Below are 21793 nucleotides of genomic sequence, written 5' to 3' on the forward strand. Positions count from 1 at the left end.
ACCTTATTTTGTGCGTAATTACAACTATAATAGCCTATAAAGCAAGTACGGATGTGGCTTTAGAGATCTGACTGAAGTTTCTTGGTAAGTCCCTTGGAAGCAAGCTTTCTCTTTTCTTCATCAAGGATCTGCCCCCACTGATATGGAGTGTTCTGGTAAACATAATAATTCAGCCAGTTCGTGTATAAAATATTGGCGTGACTTCTCCACTGGAGCATAGGCTTATTATCGGGATTGTTATCGGGATAATAGTTAATTGGCATCTTTATCGGAAGTCCCTTTGAAAGATCTCTCTTATACTCTGTATCCAGAGTCAGTCTGTCATATTCGGCATGTCCCATCGCAAATATCTGGCTTCCGGACTTATTTATACAAAGAAATACCCCGGCTATCTCAGACTCGGCAAGAACAACAAGATCATCGCATGCATGGATCTTGTCGGCAGGAGTCTCGGTGTGTCTTGAATGAGGAAGCTTAAACACATCGTCAAAGCCTCGAACAAGCGGAACCTTCCTGTTCATTACTTTATGCTCGTATATCCCGAATCTTTTTTCGGTCAAAGCCTCTTTGTCTATTCCGTAGTGATAATAAATACCGGCCTGTGCGCCCCAACAGATATGAAATGTCGAGGTGACATTGGTCTTTGTCCACTCAAATACTTCGCATAACTCTTTCCAGTAATCCACTTCTTCAAAAGGCATCTGCTCAACGGGAGCTCCTGTAATGATCATTCCGTCGAACGTTCTGTCTTTTAACTCATCAAAAGTGTTGTAGAAACGGTTCAAATGGTTCGGAGAAGTATTTGTTGAGTGATGAGAACTCATCTGCATAAAAGAGACATCTATCTGCAGAGGTGTATTGGACATCGAACGAAGGAGCTGAAGCTCTGTATCCTCTTTAAGAGGCATAAGATTTAGAATACAGATCTGAAGAGATCTGATATCCTGATGACAAGCTCTGTTCTCATCTACAACGAATATATTCTCTTTTTCAAGTATCTCCCTTGCGGGTAGATCGTTCTGTATTTTAATTGGCATCTTTAATCATCTCCATAAATTCAGCTTCATCTATAACTTTTATTCCAAGCTCATTTGCTTTGGTAAGCTTACTTCCGGCAGCTTCTCCGGCAAGCACCAGACTTGTCTTCTTAGACACACTGCCTGAGGGCTTTCCGCCGTTTTTGATAATAAGCTCTTCAGCTTCTTTTCTCCCAAGGCTTGGAAGTGTTCCGGTAACAACAATGGTCATTCCCGCAAGCTTATCGGAGCTGCCTTCTTCTTTTACAGCGTCCATATTAAGACCAAGCTCTTTCATCTTATTAAGTATCAAAATAGTCTTCTCATCATGGAAAAACTCATAAAGATCGCCGGCCGTGGTCTCTCCGATATCGGGAATCTGTAAAAATCCGTCAACAGTAACTTTGGACAGATCCATAAGATTATCAAAATGCTTCATAAGCTCTCTTGCAGTTGACTTTCCGACATTTCGGATAGCAAGTCCCGTAAGGAGCCTGACAGGATCGTTTTCCTTGGATTTTTCTATCTCATTAAGGAGTTTGTCGGTATTCTTTTCCTTACCGATAATTCCTTTTTCTATAAGCTCATCTCTGTGCTCTTTAAGAAGATATATATCGGAGTAATCGTGTAGATATCCTTCTGAAACAAGGGCATCAACAAGCGTATCTCCAAGTCCCATGATATTCATGGCATCTCTGGATGTAAAATACGCGATTGTTCTAGTGACCTGCGCAGGGCAAGTGGGATTGACACACCTGATATCAGCAGTATCTTCCTCTCTTACAAGATGGCTTCCGCACACAGGGCACATTCGAGGAGCCTCATATATGTACTCGGGCTCTTTGACACAGCCGTTAAGCTTAGGTATGATCTCTCCGCTCTTATAAAGCTTGTATTCACCGCCTATTCCGACTTTGTTCTCGGTAATATAATCCTGATTGTGTAACGTAGCTCTGGACACACTGGTTCCACAAAGTCTTGCAGGCTTACCTGTTTCTTTGTCATGGAAACTTCCTGTAAAAGTGAGCTTACCGGTTCTTCCTACGTCAACCAGAATCTCGTCCATTACGATTATCTTTTCTTCCGGAGGATACTTATAAGCGATGTGTCCGCTTGAATACTTGGAACCAGCAGGGAAATCTTCTCTGTATGCAACGCGGTCAATCTTAACAACCGCTCCGTCAAGATCAAAATCAAGATTCTCTCTCATCTCTCCGATCTCATCGATGGCGGCTACAACTTCTCCCGCACCTTCGCACAGCTTATGAAAAACAGTTTTAACGCCTGCCTTTTCCAAAATATCTAGTCCGCCGCAGTGAGAGCTTCTAAGCTCATCGGGGCCGTCCTGAACGTTAAAAACAAACATCTTGAGTCCGCGCGCTTTTGTTATCGCAGGATCAAGCTGACGAAGCGTTCCGGCTGCAAGATTTCTGGGATTGGCCGCAGTCTTTTTTCCAAGTTTTTCCTGCTCTTCATTGAATTTATCAAAAGCTTCATGAGACATGTAAACCTCGCCCCTAAGCTCAAGATAATCATACGGAAGGTCCAAAACCTCCTTGATATCGGGAATAACAAGCGCATTGGCTGTAACATCTTCACCTATAAGGCCGTCTCCTCTGGTCTCAGCAAGCGAAAGATGCAGCTTATTATCGTTAGTAGCCTTGTTGTATCTAAGAGATAAACTAAGTCCGTCAATCTTCTGTTCAACAGAAAATTTGGCATCAGGATACTTAAGAATAACCTTCTTTACAAAGGCTTCAACGTCTTCCTTGTTAAAAACATCCTCGATAGAAAGCATCGGAACGTTATGAGTAACCTTAACTCCGGCTTCTCTTTTGGCCACTCCTCCAACAATCTTACTGGGAGAATCTGGCATAACAAAATCAGGATACTCCTTCTCTATCCTCTTGAGCTCCTGCATCAGCATGTCGTACTCGTAATCGGATATTTCAGGCTCATCCTGATTGTAATAAAGATCCATATGATGTTTGATGGTCTTTACAAGTTCATCGTACTTAAGTTTAATCTCATTTGTTTTTTCATCAAAAGACATATCAAACACCCCAACTTTATTTTATATAGGCCTATTACAAGCCTGCAATTAAATCTAATTATATCAGCAAATAAGAAGTTTATGCCATTTATTTTTGATAAATATGCTTATCTTACTTCATTTTAAGTCCACACGCCTCATAAAGCTTAGCTTTTTCCTTATCTGACAGCTTGGCATATTTGCCCGGGCCAAGCTTATAATCCTTAAGATTTACCGTCATGACTCTTATTCTCTTAAGAGAAACAACATTAAGCCCGACTTCTTTACACATTCGCCTTATCTGCCTGTTAAGTCCCTGGGTCAATATTATGTTAAAAGACTTTGTACCTGTCCTTTTAACTTTGCAGCCGCGCGTGGTCCTGTCAAGCTCGGGAAGATATATACCATTGGAAAGCTTATTTAAGATCTCGCCGCTTAGCTCTTTATCAACTATAACCTCATATTCTTTTTCGTGTTTGTTTGCACCCTTCATCATCGCTTCAATGAGCTTGCCGTCGTTGCTCATTAAAAGAAGTCCCTCGGAATCCTTATCGAGTCTGCCAGCGTAGGTAACACGCTCCGAAAAGCCCAGATTTTCGATCACAGTTTCTTGGGCGTGCTTATCCTTTTCGGTACACACAACTCCGACAGGCTTATAATAAGCAAGAACGATACTTTCTTTAGCCGGCGTGATCTCTTTTTTGTCAAAAAGAACCTTGTCCCCTTCTTTAACTTCCGTACCGAAAGAGGCAATTTCTCCGTTTACGGTTATTCTTTTTTCTTCGATGAGCTTGTCGGCACCCCGCCTAGAGCATACTCCGCAAGCAGCAATATATCTGTTAAGTCGCATAAATCACATGTCCCATTATATAAAACAGTCTCAACCAGCCTCGTTAAAAGGCCTGTTGAGACTGATGAATACTTTATTCGCAATTACAATTAAGATAAAGCAATTGATGAAAGCTTGGAAATCGCATCATCTTTAATAATGCACTCGTAGGTTTCCTTAATATGAGCGATAACCGAAGGATTCGAAGCATAGAAATGTCCGAATTCATATGCCATCGTAAATAGCGAAGCAAACTTCTTGGCATCTTCACTGCATCTTTCAAGATGAAGGTAATATGCACCGCGTTTGGCATCTCTGTATAAAGAGCCCTTGATAGCAATATCAGTAGGCGCTTTTGCGCAGAAGCTTATCGCAGTTCTCATGTCGGCAAAAGAGAAAATATACTCGTGAAATTTAAGTCTTTCAAGATCTTCTTGTGACTTATCCGAAGACTTATGTGCTTCTTCAATACGCTCTTTGGCACTGTTTGTAATCTGTTCGGCAAGCTGTCTTCTGGCATCTGCAGATGGATTCGATGTGATCGGAATCTTATTGTCGTTTTTGCCTGTAAACTTCTTGGTATTATCAAGAATATCCTTTACAGAGCTAGTAAGCTGCTTAAGGCTCTGAAGATACTCGTTAAGTCTCTGCAGGCGCTCTTCGTTCTCGCAATCCCCGAGATCCTCAAGAACATTCTTGGGAATCTTGATACCGGCCTGCTGAGTAACAGTTTTAAGCATATCAGCAAAAGAGCTTGAAGAATTCTCGGAAAGTGTAAGCGAGATCGTATGGTCGGGAAGAACGGTTATCTGCATAGGTGTAAAAGATCCGGTGGGTCTGTAATCAACTTCTTCCTGAGCTTTCCTCATGATATCATGAAGAAAATCCATAGCTTCTTTCTTCTTCTCAAAAAGGTCTTCTAATTTAATTCCCTGCTCATCCATATCATCTTCCGTGATGATACATTTGACAGTTTCTTTATCTATTCTTTTAAACTCCATTATCTACCTCTTTTAAATTCTTATATGCTATTTTACAACAATTAGCATATTCTTGGAAGCCCCTCACCGTACATAAGTCCGACAACGCGCTTTCCACCTAACTTTGTGTTAAGAATAACATAATTATCGTCATTTTTGCTGCGATCCTTAATAACCTGACCGATAATCTGTGCGTTTGCACCATATTTAGCGTTTTTTACGATCGTAAGGGCTTTTTGAGCGTCATCCTTATGGACAACAATAAGAGCCTTGCCTTCATTTCCCATATATATCGGGTCAAGACCGAGTAATCCGCAGAACTCTTTTACCGAAGGATCTACAGGAAGTGATTCTTCATCAATTTCAATGTTGCATTCTGAAGCTGAGGCAAATTCATTGAGAACGGTTCCAAGACCTCCTCTTGTAACATCCCTCATAGCATGAACCCTGATGTTATCAGCCAAAAGGTTGCCCACAATATCACCAAGAGGCGCACAATCTGACTTGATGTCATTTTCTATTCCCATTCTGCATCCCAAAATAGCCGCGTGATGATCTCCAAGATTGCCCGTCACCAAAAGTTTATCCCCATCTTTAAGATTAAAGGGTCCCACAGGCTCTTTTGACTCATCTATAAAACCGATACCGGATGTATTGATGATAAGTCCGGGCTCAGCGCCTCTGTTCTCTATGACTTTGGTATCGCCGGACACAATGATAACGCCGGCTTCCTCGGCAGTCTGTGCCATTGATGCGATAACCTTATCAAGAAGGTCAATATCGAGCCCTTCTTCAAGTACAGCTCCGCAGGTAATATATTTTGGCGTCGCTCCGCTCATAAGAAGATCGTTTACAGTGCCGCAAACGGCAAGTCTTCCTATATCTCCTCCGGGGAAAATCAGCGGAGTAACAACAAAGCTGTCGGTAGTAACGGCAATCTTGCCGCTTCCTGTTACAACTGCCGAATCCTCAAGCTTATCAAGGATCTCGTTTTTAAAACATTTGGAAAAAACATCTTTTATAAGAGCAGACGTAGATTCTCCGCCGCTCCCATGAGCCATTGTAATTTTCATATCTTTACTTTCTTCCCGAAACAAAATAGTTATAGCAGCTTCCCTCGGTAGATACCATGCAAGCCCCGTGAGCATTGTCGGGAGTGCAGTTTTTACCATACATGGGACAGTCAGAGGGCTTTATCTTACCGACAAGAACTGATGCACAGCAGCATCCTGCAGGCATATTATCTTCATCAAGATCACGGCTTCCAGCGTCATATTTTTCAAATTCCTTCTTGAGAACCAGGCCCGAACCTTTTATCTTGCCCATTCCCCTCCAGGAGGCGTCAGAAGACTCAAAATACTTGTTTAATAATTCTTTTGCTTTAACATTACCTTCAGGAGTCACAACGCTCTTATAGAGGTTTTTAATGCCCTTTTTGCCCTTCATACAAGTTAAAGCATATATTGTCAAAAGAAGCTGTGCTCCCTCGAAACCGGATACAACAAAAGGCAACTCAAGCTCTTCCGAAAGCTCTTTAAATATATCACTTCCGGTGATCGTTGCAACATGTCCCGGAGCGATAAAGCCATCGATTCCACCACCATTTTTTACAACCCATCGAATAACCTGTGGCATGGTCTTTATGGAAGTCAGAAGCTTTAGATTATCAAGACCTTTGGCAATGGCTTCTTCCAATACCATGGCATAAACAGGCGCGGTAGTCTCAAATCCGATCGCAGCAAAAACATATGTATGAGAAGGATCATTTTCCGCCATTTTAACTGTTTCCATCGGAGAATACACCATTTTGACATGCGCTCTGTCAGCCTTTGCATCAGCCAGGGACTTATTTGTTCCCTTTACCCTTATAAGGTCTCCAAAGGTAAGCACGATAGTGTCATCTCTCATCGAAAGCTCCACAAGCTTGTCGATAACCGCTGTAACCGTAACGCAAACCGGGCACCCCGGTCCCGAAATCAGCTTGATCTTCGGCGAAAGCATTGAAGGAATGCCGTTTTCCGATATAGCGGCAGTATGCGTGCCGCAAACCTCCATTATCCTTACTTCGTCGCCGTCATAGTTCTTAAGTTGTTCTGCAATAGCTTTTATATCATCACCGATCATATCAGACCATCAAATCCTCGATTTCTTTGAATAGATCCATAGTTTCTTTTGCAAGCTTCTCATCCATTGTCTGAATTATGCAGCCCGCGTGAACCAAAACCTTATCTCCGACTGCCACATCGACAAGTCCTGCCTCTGCGGTAACCTTATTGCCGCTAAAATCAACCGTGGCTTTGGTTCCGTCTAAAGCTATGACCGTTCCCGGTATTGCAACACACATAAAAATTCCTTTCTATCTTGATAAGCATAAACTACTTATCGCAATACAACATCGCATAATACGCTTGTCCCAAAGATATTCCGCCATCACCTGCGGGAACAAGCTTATTAACGTATACATCAAAAGAATTCTCTTTTAAAACACGAATACTCTCTCTTAGGATGATCCTGTTTAGGAACACTCCACCGGACAAACAGACCTTATTTTCGCCTGAAGCTTCTCGTATTCTTACGCACACATCCAAAATAAGCTTAATAACAGTCATATGAAAGGCATATGCTATCTGATTTATATCAAATTCTTTTGAATCTAAAAGCTTTTTAATGTCATTATATAGCAAAAGCTGATCTGCTATAAGCACGCCGTCGTCTTCCTCAACATTGAAGCATATTTCGGGATATGAATCCCCGGAAAAAGAGCTTGCTGCCTTTTCAAGCATTACAGCACATTCGCCTTCATATGAATTAAACGCTCGAATGTTTAACAAGGCACTTACGGCGTCAAATAACCTTCCCATACTTGAAGTCTCAAAAGTATTTATATTATTTGCAAGAGCCGCCCTTTGCGAATCCTGTAAAACCATGTATCCAAGAGCATCTTCATAGCACCCTGCAACAAGAGTGGCATCTTTGGGCGCTGTATTTCCTCCGCATAGTTTAACATATGAAAGATGCGCTTTCCTCTCAAATTTTGTCCTGTTACACATAAGGAATTCTCCGCCCCAGACATTACCGTCTGTACCGTATCCGGTACCGTCAAAGCTTACTCCTATACAGCTAACAAGCGAATTCTCAGCCATAACGGAAAGCGTATGCGCATAATGATGCTGAACATCAAGCATCTTAAGCTTTTCTTCTGAAAAATCGGCCACTTTTTCCGCATATGAATGCGAAATATAAAGCGGATGCATATCTCTTACTATTATCTTGGGTTCAAATTCATAGAGCTTCTCAAATCTATCAAGTACATCCTTGTAATTCTCAAATACCGAATAATCTTCAAGGTCGCCTATATACTGAGACGGCATTATCTTATCTTTAATGGCAAAAGAAAAGGTGCTCTTAAGATCGCCGCCCATGGCTAGTATCTTTGTATTATTCTCAATGTTTTTAACCAAAACAGGGAGAGGCGCAAATCCTCTTGCCCTTCTGATAAAATGACTTGTTTCCGATCCGTCTTTATGCTTAATAACAAAAATAACGCTGTCGTCCTGAGCCATATTTATCTCTCTTTTATGATAAAGGATACCGCGCACATGTATCTGAGAATTATACTCATCACCAAACGGCGGCATGAAAGTCTTTCTAAAATCTTCATCCGAAATGATCATAGGTGCATCGGACTTATTGGCACTTGTACATATAATTGGGCCAACCTCATCGCAGATCAGTCTATGGATGCCTGCTGATGGAAGAAACGCTCCGATATAACCGGAACCTTTTAATACTTCGTCACCGAAATCAACCTTTTTATTTAAAAGAACTATCGGCCTTGATGAGGAAGTCAAAAGCTTTTCTTCAAGCGCTGAAAGATGCGCATATTCTTTTATTTGTTCTATAGACGAAAACATTATGGCAAAAGGCTTATTTTCTCTGCCTTTTATCTGTCTTAGCAGCCTTGCCGAGCTGTCTGTCGGAAGACAAAGAAGCTGATATCCGCTTATCCCCTTAAGACCTATGGCATCTCCGTGAAGAAGAATTTCGGCAGCTTTCTTTACAGCACTATCCTTTTCCTCATGAGATAAAAGATTATTTCTGCCGCGAAATTCATAATAATCCAGAAGCATCTGAGGCCCGCAATCATGACAGGAAATCGTCTGAGCGTGTCTTCGTCTGCCTTCTTTGTATTCCGCCTCGCATACAGGACACATATTAAATGCGTCCATGGTTGTTGTATCTCTGTCATACGGAAAACGGTCTGCTATGCTAATCCTGGGTCCGCATGAAGCGCAGCTTATAAGAGGATATCTGTACCTTCTGTTCTTAACATCAAGCATCTCCTTAAGGCAATCATCACAGATACCTATATCGGGTGAAAAGACGGAAAGATCATCTGATAAAGAAACAGGAATGCTATCCTCAATCACGAAACTGTCATACTTAAAAGAAGGATCTTTTTTGATATGCTTTTCCACGACATTCAAAATAAAAGCACCTGCAGGGTACTTGGTCTTAACGACATTTACAAACTCATTTAAATCCCTGTCGTTACCTGTCACCCGGATTTCAACTGCAGTGCCTATATTTCTGACCATTCCTTTAAGATGATATTCAGTTGCTAAGCTGGCAATAAAGGGGCGATAGCCAACTCCTTGGACCGCCCCTTTAATCATAAGTGATATTATCATCAATCTTTCTTTTCTTCCACGTTCTGCGGTGCATTCTGAGCAGGTGCTGCAGGTGCTCCCTGAGCAGGTGTAGCAGGTGCAGCTCCACCCTGTGCGGCCGCGGCTTTTGCAGCGGCTGCTGCGGCAGCTCTCTCTTTGGCAGCCTTCATAAGAGCTTCCTGTGCAGCGATAGCCTTCTCGGACTGTTTAAAGGTCTTGGTAACCTTCTCATCGCCGGGCTCCTGGAATCTTGTGCCCATTGAAAGGCATTTCTTAGGACAATTGTCAACGCAGCATCTACACTGAATGCAGCTCATAGGTCTTATTGACCATGTCTTTTCTGCTTTATCTACAGTGATAGCATGTGTTGGACATTTGATCGAACAAAGTCCGCAAAGAATACACACATCCATGTCGTTTTCAACATGTCCTCTTGTTCCTTCGGGAAATTCCTTCTCAGTCTTTCTCGTATAGGGCTTTGAAAAAAGATTACGTAATATAGTTTTCTTAAAACTTATAAGTGCCATAATAATCTCCCATTGTGAGCATATCAATACTCATACTATTTATCTCTCCGTGCAGCTGATGCAAGGATCGATCGTAAGAACGAGGATAGGAACATCCGCAAGATCACAACCTTTCAAGATCTCAACAAGACCGGAAAGGTTAGCAAATGTGGGTGTGCGGACTCTCATTCTGTCGATAAACTTGGTTCCGTTAGCCTTTACATAGTAAAGAGCTTCGCCACGAGGCTGCTCGATTCTCATCATATATTCGCCGTTAGGCATTCCCTTAACGGGAACTTCGATATCTCCTGAAGGCATTTTGTCGATACACTGATGAATGATATCAAAAGCCTGGAAAATCTCTTCGATACGGCATTTTGTACGAGCATATGAATCGCCTTCAGTGCTTACGATTGGTGTGAAGTTGATATCACCGTATGCACAGTAGCCTGTTGATCTTATATCACAGCTTATTCCGCTTGCTCTAAGGAACGGTCCCGTACATCCGAGTGCATCGGCCTGCTCTGCAGTAAGTACACCTACACCGCGAAGTCTTGTCTGAACCGCCGCATCTTCAAGGAAAGGTCTTGCAATAGTCTTAAGATCCTCTTCCATCTTGAAAATACGCTCATTAAAGTCCTTAAGCATCTCGTTGGATACATCTCTTCTGATACCGCCGATCTTCATAACGGAAAAGATAACTCGTCCGCCTGTAGAAGCTTCGAACATATCAAGAGCTTCTTCTCTGAGTCTCCAGCAGTCCATGTACAAGCTCTCAAATCCGAAAGCATCTGCAAGAAGACCCATCCAAAGCAAATGAGAATGGATCCTACTGAGTTCGGACCAAATAGTCCTAAGATATCTTGCTCTTGCGGGGACTTCGATATCCATAATATGCTCAACAGCCTCAGAATAACCAAGACCGTGACCAAGAGAACAGATACCGCAGATACGCTCCGCAACGTAAACCATCTCGTTAAAATCTTTTTTATCTACCAGCTTCTCAAGACCTCTGTGAATGAAACCGATGGAAGGAATAGCTTCAACAACCTTCTCATCCTCCATAACAAGGTCTAAGTGAATCGGCTCCGGAAGAACCGGATGCTGGGGTCCAAAGGGAATTACACTTCTGTTAGACATTTGGGTTCCTCCAATTATTTAAACGGTGTCTCGATCGCTGTGCGATAGAGTTTACCTTCAAAGTCAATGTTGATCATCTTGATCTGCACACCGAAAAGATCATGCATCTCGTTCTCATATATAAAAGCGCATGGATAAATACTTGTTATACTTGAGATCTCTTCGTTTTCGGGAAGGGTAATCTTGAGCTGTTTAACTTCAAGTCCTTTTCCGAAGGTATATATAAGCTCATAAGCATCGGGAATTCTTGTAGCACACTGCTGCATGAGATGGTATCCCGCAAATTTAAGCTTCTGTGATTCATCTATAATGCTGCCGGGGTTAACGGCTGTGAATTCTGTATTCATTATGCGTTATCTCCTTTCCCGGAATTATCCGCAGCATTTGGATTTGGCGCCGTTGCAGTCGCTGTTGCTGTTGCCGCAGCAGGTGCAGCATTTGTATTGGCTGCAGCCGCATTTGGCGCCGCAGCGGGTGCTGCCGGCTTAGGTGCTGGCTTTGCGGTAGCTTTCATCTTCTCTTCAGCTTGCTCTCTGAGCGCTTCCTCAGTGAGGATCGCATCATACTGCGTGCTGGGATCATAGTCATCCGCGGTCATATGTACAGCCATCTTACTGTAATCAACCATACAGTAGCCGGCTTTCATAGATTCTTTTAACTTCTTTCTCTTCTCCTCGAGAATTCCTACAGCCTTAACTACGCCCTGAATCAGAGCCTCAGGTCTTACGGCACAACCGGGAACATAAACATCAACGGGTACGACCTTGTCGGATCCTCCCAAGATGTTGTAACACTCCTTGAAGATTCCTCCGTCACATGCACAGATTCCGCAAGCAATAACAACTTTGGGATCGGGCATCATGTTGTAGAGCTGTCTGATAACAGGAGCCGTCTGAGCATTTACGCCACCTGTCAAAAGAAGGACATCGGCATGCTTGGGATTACCTGTATTTATAATTCCGAATCTCTCTACGTCATAGAGAGGAGTCATTGTAGCAAGAACTTCTATATCGCAGCCGTTACAGCTGGAGCCGTCATAATGTAACACCCATGGTGATTTCGATATTTTCATTTGCTTTTCTCCTTTTGATTATTTAAGAACATTAAGGATCAGCAGGTTGGTTCCCGCAAATACGAGGATAACCGCCCATGTAACCTTGAGCATTGTGATGTACTTAACACGAGGGAAAAGATTATCAATAAGTGTCTCAAGGAAAAATACGATCGAGCATGCGATCACTGCCCATACGATACTTATAGGATTGTTCGTGATAAAGAACATTCCTACAATACCCATCATAAGAACAGTGTCATACCATTCTGCTATCTCAACACGTGCAAGGTTGCCACCCGAAAGATCGGTCGTAAGACCTTTTACCATCTCCTGGTGCATATGATGAGATGTACTAAGATCAAACGGTGACTTCCTAAGTTTAATGATAAGGATGAAAACAAATCCGATAAAGAAACCGGGTATCTGTACAATTGCAGGCATATCTGCATGAATGAGGTCATTTACCATGAAGCTTCCGTTTGCATAGTAGAAACCTATAGCAACAAGAAGTGTCATCGGCTCGTAGCACATCATCTGCAAAAGTTCACGCTGAGCTCCCATGATACTGTAAGGGCCGTTTGTTGAAAAAGCGGCAAGTACCATCATAACCTCTGACATTGAAAGTGCGAAGAAAACAAGAAGCATATCTCCGCCTGCAAAGAACAGAGCTCCCGTAAAGATTGTGAATATAAGGTAAGCCGTAACGAAAAGAACCTGAATACCGTTAACTACGGTGGTCTGTTTATTTAACAGCTTAAAAACATCATAAAAAGGCTGGAAAAGCGGAGGTCCCTGTCTTCCCTGCATACGCGCCGAAAAGACTCTGTCAACGCCCGATAATAAGCCGCCGATAAACGGTGCCAAAATAACATATAATAATGCTTTTACAATAATAGATACAGTCATCAGAACGCACCTCCTACCACAATAATAAGCATTACCGCAACCAAAACGGCAGCTACGATTATACAAGGTAAAAGAAGCTTCTTTTCACCAAAATACTCATCCATATACCAGTTGGACATGTAAAGCGCTCTCTCTTTACCGAAAGAATCTATATAGTGTCTGTCATCACCGGCATTGACTCCGGCAACATACGACATCGTCATCTTGGAATTCTTACCGATAGCAAGGAATCTTGAACCGATAGGAATAAGGAAGATCATAGTAACCATGATCATCATGATGATAACGTCACTTCCACCGATAACGGGATCGATCAGTTCCTGGAATGACTCATTCAGAATCGGTTGTATCATGTTGGTTGACATCCAAGGGAAGGCAAAGCACATGATAACAATCAGTGAAGTAAGAGGGAAAATAGATACCATCTCACTTCTGGGAGTAATGTCTTCAAGCTCGAATGACTGGTGAATTACGGTACAGATCTTACCAAGCCACTTAGCCCAGTAGAAAAGTGTACTTCCTGAACCAAATACAAGGAAAATAACAAGCCAAACGCTGCCTGAATCAACGAAAGCCTTAAGTGCGGCCCACTTAGATACAAGCATACCGAAAGGCGCCATGAACATACCGCAGATACCGATCATCATGATAAATGCAAGTCTGGGAAGCTTGATGATAAGTCCGTGCATATCCTCTATATCACGACTGTGCATACAGTTCTCGATATCTCCGACTGTCTGGAAAAGAAGTGACTTAGATACAGCATGGAAAAGCACAAGCATAACAGCGGCCCATACACCCTCTGTAGTACCGGTTCCGGCACAGGCTGTAATAAGACCGAGATTTGAAATTGTTGAATAAGCAAGAACTTTCTTGCCATCGCTTACTGTAATAGCAAGAAGAGACGCTGCAAAGAATGTAAATCCACCGATAACAGTGATCATGATACCTGTAAGTGTATTGTACAAAAGAGGGGACACTCTTATAAGCATATATACACCGATCTTAACCATTGTTGCCGAGTGAAGAAGCGCACTTGAAGGTGTAGGTGCAACCATGGCACCAAGGAGCCATCTTGAAAAAGGAAATTGTGCACTCTTTGTAAGAGCAGCAAAAGCAAAAAGTGTAACCGGAACAATAACGAATTTAGAAGTAGCTGCGATGCCTGTAAGGTCGCTTAAATTTGCAATTTCGAGATTCATATTGCAATACATAAGGCCTGCCGCAAATCCACAGCCTCCGAGAAGGTTCATCCATAAAGCTCTGAATGAATTATCTACAGCTTCCTGGGTTCTTGTATAACCGATCATAAGGAATGAACAAACACTTGTGATCTCCCAGAAGAAATAGATGAATCCAAGATTGTCTGAAGAAATGAGACCAAACATCGCTCCAAGGAACACAAACATAAGTGCAAGGAAATAATTGGAACGATCCTGCACATCTGTGTGATGGTGATGATAGTCTTTCATGTAACCTGATGCATAGATACAGATAAGAATACCTACAACACCTACGATCAGATACATAACAGCAGTAAAAGTATCAATACGTAGATGATTAGAGTACTCTACTGCTCTACCTGTGAGATCCATCCACAGAACCGGAATGGTTCCGACAAGCGAAAAAATAATTGCGTAAAATTTCTTGTACTTGATACTAAGGAAACATACAAGTACCATCAAAAATACTTCCAAAGCTACAACAATATGATTATAAAGCTCTATGTTCTCAAGATAAACGATGTGTATTTTACCGGACAAGAGAACATTAACAGCAACATAAATTGCAGCAGCCATAATAGTAAATCCGCCTATGATAATAACAGCACTTCTAAGCGGACTTGCTTTCTTAAGTAATCCGATTATTATCGCCATAATAAAGGGAAAAAGAATAAGAAAGTAAACTACGTTTATAATATTAGCCAAGGTGTTCGCCCCTTTCACATACAATTTGCATGAGTATTATCACTCATGTAGATTTCATAAATTTGTCGATGGCATCATTTAGTTCAATAATGGCATCTTCATCGCCTTCCTGAATTGCGTGAACAATGCAGTGACTTATATGTTCCTTTAGAAGCTCTTTTCCGGTGTTGTTGATCGCGGAACGTACAGCTGCCAATTGTACAAGAACTTCGGAACAGTCACGATCGTCCTCTACCATCCTTTTGACCGATTCAAGGTGTCCGATTGCCTTGGACAGTCGATTAACGATGGCTTTAATCTTCTCAGGGTCATGGTGATGATTATGATTATGAGAAGTCATAACTGCCTCCATAAACAAGGCGCGGTTTCGTTAAATTTTTGACTTTCAAAAACACAAACAAACCACGCATTGCAGACCGTATTTATGATTACATTTAAAGATCAATCTGTTTCACAAACCTTTCCGATAATCTTGTATAACAGATCGTATAAAACCTTGCTTTCATCGGCGCTAAGGCATACACAAGCTCCAACCTTCTGAGGAATGGATATAGCTTTATCTTTGAGTGCCTCTCCCTCATCAGTGACTCTGACAATGAGATTGCGTTCATCCTTATCCGATCTTTCTCTTGTTATGTAGCCCTTAGACTCGAGCTTTTTCAAAACAGGTGTGAGAGTTCCGGAATCAAGAAAAAGATTCTCACCAAGAGTTTTAACGTTAACACTCTTTTTCTCCCACATTACCATCATTGTTATGTACTGAGTATATGTAAGATCCAAAGCATCAAGAAACGGCTTATATTTCCTGATGATTTCTTTTGAGCAAGCATAAAGTGGAAAACACAGCTGATTTCCAAGTTTTAATGATTCATATACATCTTCGCTTCCGCTCATAAATATCTCCTGATATCTTGTAATTATGACCACTCATATTATATCATAATTCAATTAAGTTTATCCTGTTATTTCACGTTGTGATTCATATTCTTGATAGGAATATTCGCATAAAGAGCAGGTGCTGATTTTCCACCGTTCTCATCTGCATCAATATTGGTTATATTGATGTCGATTCCGTCCATATCAATCTCAGCGTATTTAGAAAGCACTTCTATGATGTCGCTTCTGATCTTAGCCATAAGCTCGGGCGAGCAAGAAGCTCTGTCCGAAACAAGAACAAGCTTAAGACGATCCTTGGCAATATCACTGGAAGTCTTTTTCTTGAAAAGATCTGAAAGTTTCATAATATTGCCTCCTATTATTTCTTCTTAAGCCAGCCAAACAAGCCTTTCTTGGCATCAAGATCAAGGAAAGGAACCTGTTCGCCCGTAATTCTGCGGCAAATGTTCATATAAGCCTGTCCTGCAAGAGAATTGTCACCAACCAAAGGCTCACCGTTGTTGGTAGCAACTACAATATGCTCATCATCCGGAACCTGTCCGATAAGCTCAACTGCAAGAATATCGATGACATCGTCGGCTGACATCATATCGCCTCTCTTTATCATCTCTGCACGAAGTCTGTTGACGATAAGCTGAGTCTTCTTGATCTCATTAGCCTCAAGAAGGCCGATAATTCTATCTGCGTCACGAACAGCGGAAACCTCCGGTGTTGTAACTACAAGCGCTCTGTCAGCACCCGCTATAGCATTCTTAAATCCCTGCTCGATTCCTGCGGGGCAATCAAGAAGCACATAATCAAACTCTGTTGCAAGCTGCTCTGTAAGCTGCTTCATCTGCTCAGGAGTTACGCTTGTCTTATCTTTGGTCTGAGCAGCAGGTAAAAGAAACAGTGTCTCATATCTCTTATCTCTTATAAGAGCCTGCTTAAGTTTGCAATTTCCTTCGATAACGTCTACAAGATTATAAACTATTCTGTTTTCAAGTCCCATGACAACGTCAAGGTTACGAAGTCCTATATCTGTATCAATGAGAACTACTTTTTTGTTAAGCTTGGCAAGTCCCGTACCTAAGTTAGCAGTACTTGTTGTCTTACCTACTCCGCCTTTTCCTGATGTTACTACTATTACTTCTCCCATTTTTTCCTCCAATTAGTTATTTAGCTGTCTAAGAAATGATGCGCCATAAGCTGTCTTTACAATGTGATCACCTTCAATATAAGCAACCTCGGGTTCCCCACCGTTATCATTTCCCATCAGCTTCTTTTTCTTGAATTTAAGCTTGGGGCCTTTCTCGGCATCGGGCGAAATAGCGATCGCATCAGCGATCCTTACTTGAAGCGGATTGAGATTAAGAGCCATGACAATCGCACTTCTGTCTCCGCCGGCACCTGCAAATGCATTGCCGCGAAGCTCACCCAAAATAAAGATACTGCCATAAGATATAACGTTGGCACCGGGCTTAACATCGCCCAAAATAACAACGCTTTGCTTGCAGGATACATCCTGTCCGGATCTAAGGTTCCCTTTAAGTATAAGCGCATTGTTACTGCCGTCGTTATCCTGTATAGCCTCGATATCCGCGCTGTTATCACTTTGTAAGTTACTATCCGAAGACGGGATATGCTCAAATATCTTCTCAAGTCCGGATTCTTCGTCAATAACGCAGAATATCTTAAGCTCGCAGTTATCTTCAATGATCTTTACTATCTTACTTTCCTCATCATCAGAGAGCTTTCTTCCTCTGATGATAAGACCCATGTTCTTATTTCCCAAAAACGAAGCTGCTTCCTTGAACCTTGAAGCGACTTCATCAGATAGCACAGGGAATGGAGCTGCATTGTCAAGAACAAGGATTATACCTGATTTTGTTCCTTTGATCGTAACTAGCTGATTCAAAACCTATTACCAACCTTTATTAAAAAATCATACCCTACTAGTATAGGACATTTCGCCTAAAATATAAAGAGCTCCGGTCAACAAACCGGAGCTCCGTAAATCTTTAAATATGATTAGTTAAGACCAGCTGCCTGCTTTGCAACTTCCTCTGCAAAGTTCTCACTCTTCTTCTCGATTCCTTCACCTGTCTCGAAACGAACGAATCTCTTGATTGAAAGGTTAGCACCGTTGTTCTTTGCAACCTGAGCAACGTACTGACCAACTGTCTGCTTACCATCCTCAGCTTTTACATAAACCTGCTCATTAAGGCAGATCTCTTTAAGCTCTTTGTTGAGACGTCCGATAAGCATCTTCTCGATAATCTCCTGAGGCTTTCTCTTGCCCTCGGGAAGCTCCTCGTTCTCCTTCATAGCCTGAGCAAGAAGGATTTCCTTCTCGTGATCTCTGTACTCCTGAGAAACATCCTCAGTAGAAACATACTTAGGATTAAGTGCTGCAACCTGCATAGCAATGTTCTTAACAGCATCCTTGATCTCGTCGTTAACAACGTCTGTGTCAGCCTCAACGATAACAGAGATTCTTCCGTTGCCGTGTACGTAAGGAACTACGATACCGTTTGAAGCAACAACCTTCTCGAAACGTCTGATGCTGAGCTTCTCACTGATAACTGCTGTGATCTCAACAAGAGCATCGTTAACAGTCTTTGAAGCATCCTCATTCCACTTCTCAGCCATGAATGAATCAAGGTCCTTAGAATCGGAATTAACTGCCTGTGTAGCAACAGCCTCAACGAATGCCTGGAACTTCTCGTTCTGCGCAACGAAGTCAGTCTCTGAGTTAACCTCAACAACTGCTGCAGTCTTGTCGTCCTTAACAGCGATCTTTGTAAGACCCTCGGCTGCGATTCTGCTAGCCTTCTTCTCAGCCTTCATGATACCGTTCTTTCTAAGGAACTCAACGGCTGCATCCATATCTCCGTTAGTTTCTGTAAGAGCCTTCTTGCATTCCATCATTCCTGCACCGGTAGACTCACGTAATTCTTTAACCATTGCTGCTGTGATAGCCATCTATATTATCCTCCCTAAGATTTTATTTAATTAAAATATATTCTAAAATCACTCAGCTACTTCTTCTGTAGTCTCTTCTTCTACTTCAGCGCCCTCGTTCTCAGCTGCTACGTCAGCCTCAGCACCCTGATTAGCCTCGATTACAGCGTCAGCCATCTTACCAACGATAAGCTTTACTGCTCTGATAGCATCATCGTTACCGGGGATGATGAAGTCAAGCTCTTCGGGATCGCAGTTTGTGTCGCCGATACCGATAAGAGTGATTCCAAGTGCCTCTGCTTCCTGAATGCAGATTCTTTCCTTCTTGGGATCTACTACAAAGATAGCGTCAGGGATTCTCTTCATATCTCTGATTCCGCCAAGATTAGCCTGAAGCTTGGAAAGCTCCTTCTTAAGCTGTGCAACTTCCTTCTTGGGAAGAACTTCGAATGTTCCGTCTTCCTGCATCTTCTCGATAGTCTTCATTCTTGCGATTCTGCTCTGGATTGTCTTGAAGTTTGTGAGCATACCGCCGAGCCATCTCTCGTTAACGTAGTACATTCCGCAACGCTCAGCCTCAGTCTTAACTGCATCCTGTGCCTGCTTCTTTGTTCCCACGAAAAGAATTGTTCCACCCTGCTGTGCAATCTCGAAAACTGCCTTATAAGCCTCGTCAACCTTTACTACTGACTTCTGAAGGTCGATGATGTGGATACCGTTTCTCTCTGTGAAAATGTAAGGAGCCATTTTAGGGTTCCATCTTCTTGTCTGGTGTCCGAAATGTACACCTGCCTCAAGTAACTGTTTCATTGATACAACGCTCATGATATTACCTCCGTTTGGTTAAATTCTTCCGCATATCCTTAGTCGTTAATCCGCATAAGCGCGTTATCAAATGCGGTGACTCCCTTACGATCAAAGATTTGACACCAATAAGAGAAACAGATATGCGTGTTTACTTGTTTTCACCGTGATCAGGGCATAAAAATCCCGCAAATCAACAGCTTTTTCATATTAGCATATAATTTGCGGGAATGCAACACTATATTAACGTATTTACCTTGTTATTTTGTAATTATTGAAGCAACTTGTTCATAAGTGGCTCCTTCAGGGAAACTCTTGGTTCCCGAGCGAATTATCCTGTCAATCTTATTATCAACGAGATATTTGTTGAAAGATACGGGATCATCTATTATCCCTTCATTATAAAGAATTCTTGCCACACCGTCTGAGCTCGTACCTCCGGGAATCGTAATACTCTTGGCTTCTCCGGTAACGGGTACATCGCTATTAACCTGTTCTGTATCTGATTTACTTTCGTTGGAATTATCTGTTTTGGAATCCTTGTTTTCGGCTTTGGAATTATCTGTTTTGGAATCCTTGTTTTCGACTTTGGAATTATCTGTCTTAGATTCTTTTGCTTCTGCTTTGGGATTAGAATTATCAATTGAAGCGGCAGATGAAGCGCTTGAAGAGGCTACTGATTTCGCTTCTTCATTTTTTACTTCTTCTTTTTTAACTTCTTCTTTTTTGACTTCATCTTGCGATTTATCCACTTTTGAAATAGGCGAACTTGATAAAGTGACTGCTTCGTCGATTTCTTCAGACTTCTCTTCTCCTTCTTCAGATACTTTTTCATCGGATAAAGAAGAATCTTTTTTATTATCAATGCTGTTTTCCTCGTTTGAATAATCGGTAAGCACTCCGCCCTGGACCATTCCGAGCTTCTTGGCTCTTTCTATGACTTCCGCATCGCTTATGGTCGCTTTTCTGCCACCCAACGCAAAGCCCATGATAAGAGCTGTAAGAATAACGCCGATACCGATTCCCCTAAGATAATACTTAAGTTTCATGTGCTCTTATCCTTTACTTAACCTTTCTGTGTTTGTTGGAAAGATCTATAACAAGCTTAACTTCTCCGATTCCGAGGCCAAGCTCTCTTGCAATGACCATATTTGACTTACCTGCCTTATGCATCTCGATAATCTGTCTGTTCTGAGATATTGGATCATTAGCGGTAAGCTCACGCATATTTTTGTCCGGATTGGCACTTCTGCCTTCAACTCTGACCGCCTCGGTTATCGGAACGACCTTATTGCTCACAGGAGTAACAACCTTGGAGTCTTCAATGCTCTTATCGGGAGTAACGACCTTATGCTCTTCAACGCTCTTATCGGAAGCATCTTTATTATCATTACCGATAATATGAAGATTTGAAGACTCGTCAGGCTTAATAACCGTAGCTTTAATATCCTCAAGTCTGGATGCCTGATGTACATCATTCTTGGAAGAAAGTGCAAGATCGGCAACGGGTACCTCTTCGGGAACCTTCCTTACTATCGGTTCAGGAACTTCATTTTTAGGAATTTCATTGGCATGTATATCTTTAAGAGAGCTGCTTGCTTCCTTGGCTTCCTTTACTGTAGCCTCGGCATCCCTGACAACCTGTTTGGCTTCGTCTGCTTTTCTTGTCACCTCGGAAACAACGCTTGTAAGATTCTTATGCTTGTCATTAAGCATATCATACATAAACATAACCTCATCGTGATTCTTATGAATATCACTGATGACGGTATCTGAATACTCGTTTATCGCAGATAATTTTTCGTTGGAAATTCGCTCCATGGCACGCTCTGTTCTGCCAAGGGAGTCTTCGACGGTATCATCGACCATGTTCTCGATCGTCTCTTTTTGCTCTTCAACTTCACGACGAACAAGCTCACGGATTTCTCTTTCCATGAGCATTTTATCTTCTTCATCCATTTCTTTTCCGGCCGGAAGAAGATACCCCAATATTATTGCGGCAAATCCCGCAATTATGAGAACAATCTCGGTAATACTTATCATTTACGGCCCCAACTGCTTTCGTTAAACTTAAACTAATTTATTATA

Annotated in this window: 23 protein-coding genes; all 23 read right to left on the bottom strand. The window is 42.0% G+C overall.

What is annotated here, in order from left to right; translation table 11 throughout:
• Positions 1-59: 59 nt before the first annotated feature.
• Positions 60-1037, bottom strand: coding sequence for a homoserine O-acetyltransferase MetA (gene metA, locus D6853_RS04085; protein WP_120656648.1), 978 nt, complete (start codon positions 1035-1037; stop codon positions 60-62).
• The gene (gene ligA, locus D6853_RS04090; protein WP_120656650.1) at positions 1027-3069 is read right to left on the bottom strand and encodes an NAD-dependent DNA ligase LigA; all 2043 of its coding nucleotides are present in this window, start codon (positions 3067-3069) and stop codon (positions 1027-1029) included. The genes metA and ligA overlap by 11 nt, the downstream gene beginning before the upstream one ends.
• A gap of 112 nt (positions 3070-3181) precedes the next feature.
• Entirely contained in the window at positions 3182-3898 is a 717-nt protein-coding gene (locus D6853_RS04095) for a pseudouridine synthase (RefSeq protein WP_120656652.1), read from the bottom strand.
• An 89-nt stretch (positions 3899-3987) separates the two neighbouring features.
• A complete protein-coding gene (locus D6853_RS04100) occupies positions 3988-4878 on the bottom strand; it encodes an adaptor protein MecA (RefSeq protein ID WP_120656654.1) in 891 nt (296 codons plus the stop codon).
• A gap of 41 nt (positions 4879-4919) precedes the next feature.
• Positions 4920-5930, bottom strand: a complete 1011-nt coding sequence (gene hypE, locus D6853_RS04105; protein WP_120656656.1) for a hydrogenase expression/formation protein HypE — start codon at positions 5928-5930, stop codon at positions 4920-4922.
• A gap of 4 nt (positions 5931-5934) precedes the next feature.
• Positions 5935-6981 (bottom strand): hydrogenase formation protein HypD, encoded by a 1047-nt coding sequence (gene hypD / locus D6853_RS04110; RefSeq protein WP_120656658.1) that lies wholly within the window; start codon positions 6979-6981, stop codon positions 5935-5937.
• 1 nt (position 6982) lies between these two features.
• Positions 6983-7201: a HypC/HybG/HupF family hydrogenase formation chaperone gene (locus tag D6853_RS04115; RefSeq protein ID WP_120656660.1), complete on the bottom strand. Its 219-nt coding sequence runs from the start codon at positions 7199-7201 to the stop codon at positions 6983-6985.
• A 31-nt stretch (positions 7202-7232) separates the two neighbouring features.
• The gene (hypF, locus tag D6853_RS04120; protein WP_120656662.1) at positions 7233-9548 is read right to left on the bottom strand and encodes a carbamoyltransferase HypF; all 2316 of its coding nucleotides are present in this window, start codon (positions 9546-9548) and stop codon (positions 7233-7235) included.
• Positions 9548-10054, bottom strand: coding sequence for a 4Fe-4S dicluster domain-containing protein (locus D6853_RS04125; RefSeq protein WP_120656664.1), 507 nt, complete (start codon positions 10052-10054; stop codon positions 9548-9550). Before D6853_RS04125 ends, hypF begins: the two co-directional genes overlap by 1 nt.
• A 39-nt stretch (positions 10055-10093) precedes the next feature.
• Positions 10094-11173, bottom strand: a complete 1080-nt coding sequence (locus tag D6853_RS04130) for a hydrogenase large subunit (RefSeq protein WP_120656666.1) — start codon at positions 11171-11173, stop codon at positions 10094-10096.
• 14 nt (positions 11174-11187) lie between these two features.
• On the bottom strand, positions 11188-11520 hold the full coding sequence (locus D6853_RS04135; RefSeq protein ID WP_092242732.1) for an NADH-quinone oxidoreductase subunit C: 333 nt from the start codon (positions 11518-11520) through the stop codon (positions 11188-11190).
• On the bottom strand, positions 11520-12245 hold the full coding sequence (locus D6853_RS15580) for an NADH-quinone oxidoreductase subunit B family protein (protein WP_330541422.1): 726 nt from the start codon (positions 12243-12245) through the stop codon (positions 11520-11522). The genes D6853_RS04135 and D6853_RS15580 overlap by 1 nt, the downstream gene beginning before the upstream one ends.
• Positions 12246-12263: 18 nt before the next feature.
• Entirely contained in the window at positions 12264-13133 is an 870-nt protein-coding gene (locus D6853_RS04145) for a respiratory chain complex I subunit 1 family protein (protein WP_120656668.1), read from the bottom strand.
• On the bottom strand, positions 13133-15061 hold the full coding sequence (locus D6853_RS04150) for an NADH-quinone oxidoreductase subunit 5 family protein (protein ID WP_243108290.1): 1929 nt from the start codon (positions 15059-15061) through the stop codon (positions 13133-13135). The genes D6853_RS04145 and D6853_RS04150 overlap by 1 nt, the downstream gene beginning before the upstream one ends.
• A gap of 43 nt (positions 15062-15104) precedes the next feature.
• Entirely contained in the window at positions 15105-15413 is a 309-nt protein-coding gene (locus D6853_RS04155) for a metal-sensing transcriptional repressor (RefSeq protein WP_442861340.1), read from the bottom strand.
• Between the two features lie 89 nt (positions 15414-15502).
• Complete coding sequence (locus D6853_RS04160; RefSeq protein WP_120656672.1) at positions 15503-15955, bottom strand: MarR family winged helix-turn-helix transcriptional regulator; 453 nt, start codon at positions 15953-15955, stop codon at positions 15503-15505.
• A gap of 68 nt (positions 15956-16023) precedes the next feature.
• On the bottom strand, positions 16024-16302 hold the full coding sequence (gene minE, locus D6853_RS04165; protein ID WP_120656674.1) for a cell division topological specificity factor MinE: 279 nt from the start codon (positions 16300-16302) through the stop codon (positions 16024-16026).
• A gap of 14 nt (positions 16303-16316) precedes the next feature.
• Positions 16317-17096 (bottom strand): septum site-determining protein MinD, encoded by a 780-nt coding sequence (gene minD, locus D6853_RS04170; protein WP_120656675.1) that lies wholly within the window; start codon positions 17094-17096, stop codon positions 16317-16319.
• A 12-nt stretch (positions 17097-17108) separates the two neighbouring features.
• Positions 17109-17855, bottom strand: a complete 747-nt coding sequence (gene minC / locus D6853_RS04175; protein WP_120656677.1) for a septum site-determining protein MinC — start codon at positions 17853-17855, stop codon at positions 17109-17111.
• A 113-nt stretch (positions 17856-17968) separates the two neighbouring features.
• Entirely contained in the window at positions 17969-18922 is a 954-nt protein-coding gene (gene tsf / locus D6853_RS04180) for a translation elongation factor Ts (protein ID WP_120656679.1), read from the bottom strand.
• 48 nt (positions 18923-18970) lie between these two features.
• On the bottom strand, positions 18971-19726 hold the full coding sequence (gene rpsB, locus D6853_RS04185) for a 30S ribosomal protein S2 (RefSeq protein ID WP_120656681.1): 756 nt from the start codon (positions 19724-19726) through the stop codon (positions 18971-18973).
• A 239-nt stretch (positions 19727-19965) separates the two neighbouring features.
• The gene (locus tag D6853_RS04190) at positions 19966-20754 is read right to left on the bottom strand and encodes a hypothetical protein (RefSeq protein ID WP_120656683.1); all 789 of its coding nucleotides are present in this window, start codon (positions 20752-20754) and stop codon (positions 19966-19968) included.
• A 13-nt stretch (positions 20755-20767) separates the two neighbouring features.
• Positions 20768-21748, bottom strand: a complete 981-nt coding sequence (locus D6853_RS04195; RefSeq protein WP_120656685.1) for a DUF6115 domain-containing protein — start codon at positions 21746-21748, stop codon at positions 20768-20770.
• Positions 21749-21793: the final 45 nt, after the last annotated feature.

It is taken from the genome of Butyrivibrio sp. X503, from assembly GCF_003625475.1.
Lineage (GTDB): Bacteria > Bacillota > Clostridia > Lachnospirales > Lachnospiraceae > Butyrivibrio.